Source organism: Actinoallomurus acaciae (assembly GCF_042429965.1).
GTDB lineage: Bacteria > Actinomycetota > Actinomycetes > Streptosporangiales > Streptosporangiaceae > Actinoallomurus > Actinoallomurus acaciae.
This window is the reverse complement of record NZ_JBHLZP010001198.1, coordinates 1-815: the sequence shown is the minus strand read 5'-3', so window position 1 is coordinate 815 and position 815 is coordinate 1. Positions and strand designations below refer to the sequence as shown.

General features: G+C 75.6%; 1 protein-coding gene and 1 pseudogene. Both read left to right on the top strand.

What is annotated here, in order from left to right; translation table 11 throughout:
* A pseudogene (locus ACFFNX_RS51605) lies at positions 1–553 on the top strand (ATP-binding protein); the annotation flags it as partial.
* Between the two features lie 35 nt (positions 554–588).
* Positions 589–815, top strand: a 227-nt coding sequence (locus ACFFNX_RS51600) for a hypothetical protein (protein ID WP_378213843.1), incomplete at its 3' end; no start/stop codon positions are given.

Here is an 815-nt window from a genome sequence, read left to right as displayed (position 1 = left end):
CACCGTGCTCGACCGCGCCGTCGGGCGGCGGTCCGGCGCGCTGCGCGTGGCGTACGCGCCCGAGGAGCTCACCGAACGCGTGGCGAGCGTCGCCGAGCGGCTCCTGGACGGCGCCCGGCCGGAGTCGCCGCCCGGACCCGCGTGGGTGATCCCGCAGCTGCGGTGGCTGCACGAGATGAGCCGGCTCTTCCCGCGTGGTCCCGGCGTCCCGGACAAACACGATCCGGTCCCGCCGATGGACTACGAACTGCCGGGCCTGAAGGAGCCGCCGGAGCCGCTTTTCGGCCATCGGGTGCGCGTGCTGCGCCGCCACCCGCTGTCGATGGCGCTGGCGTCGAACCGGCCGATCGTGCGCACGGCCGTCCTCGGCGACGACGACCACGCGAGCGTCGTGGCCGACCTCGCCGTGGTGGGCATCGGCGTCGAGCCGCCCGAGCGGGTCGCGTACGCCGCCGAACGGATGCGGGTGGGCTGGCTGGAGGACGTGCTCGACTGGCCCGACCGCTTCACCGCCGCGTTCGAGGATCCGGCCCTGCCGTTCTTCGGCACCTGAGAGAGACTGTCGGCGGCACCGGGCACACTGCGACCGTGTTCCTCGGGAGGTCGCTCGCCGCCGGATGCCTGCTGGCCGCGGGCTGCGGTCCGGCGCCGCCGGGGCGGCTCCAGCAGCGGGCGTCGACGACGACGGCGGTCGTGACCCGTGTGGTCGACGGCGACACGCTGATCCTGCGCGGGCAGGGGCGGGTCCGGCTCATCGGCGTCGACGCGCCCGAGACCTGGCGGCGGCACGACTGCTTCGGCGCGGAGGCGACGCG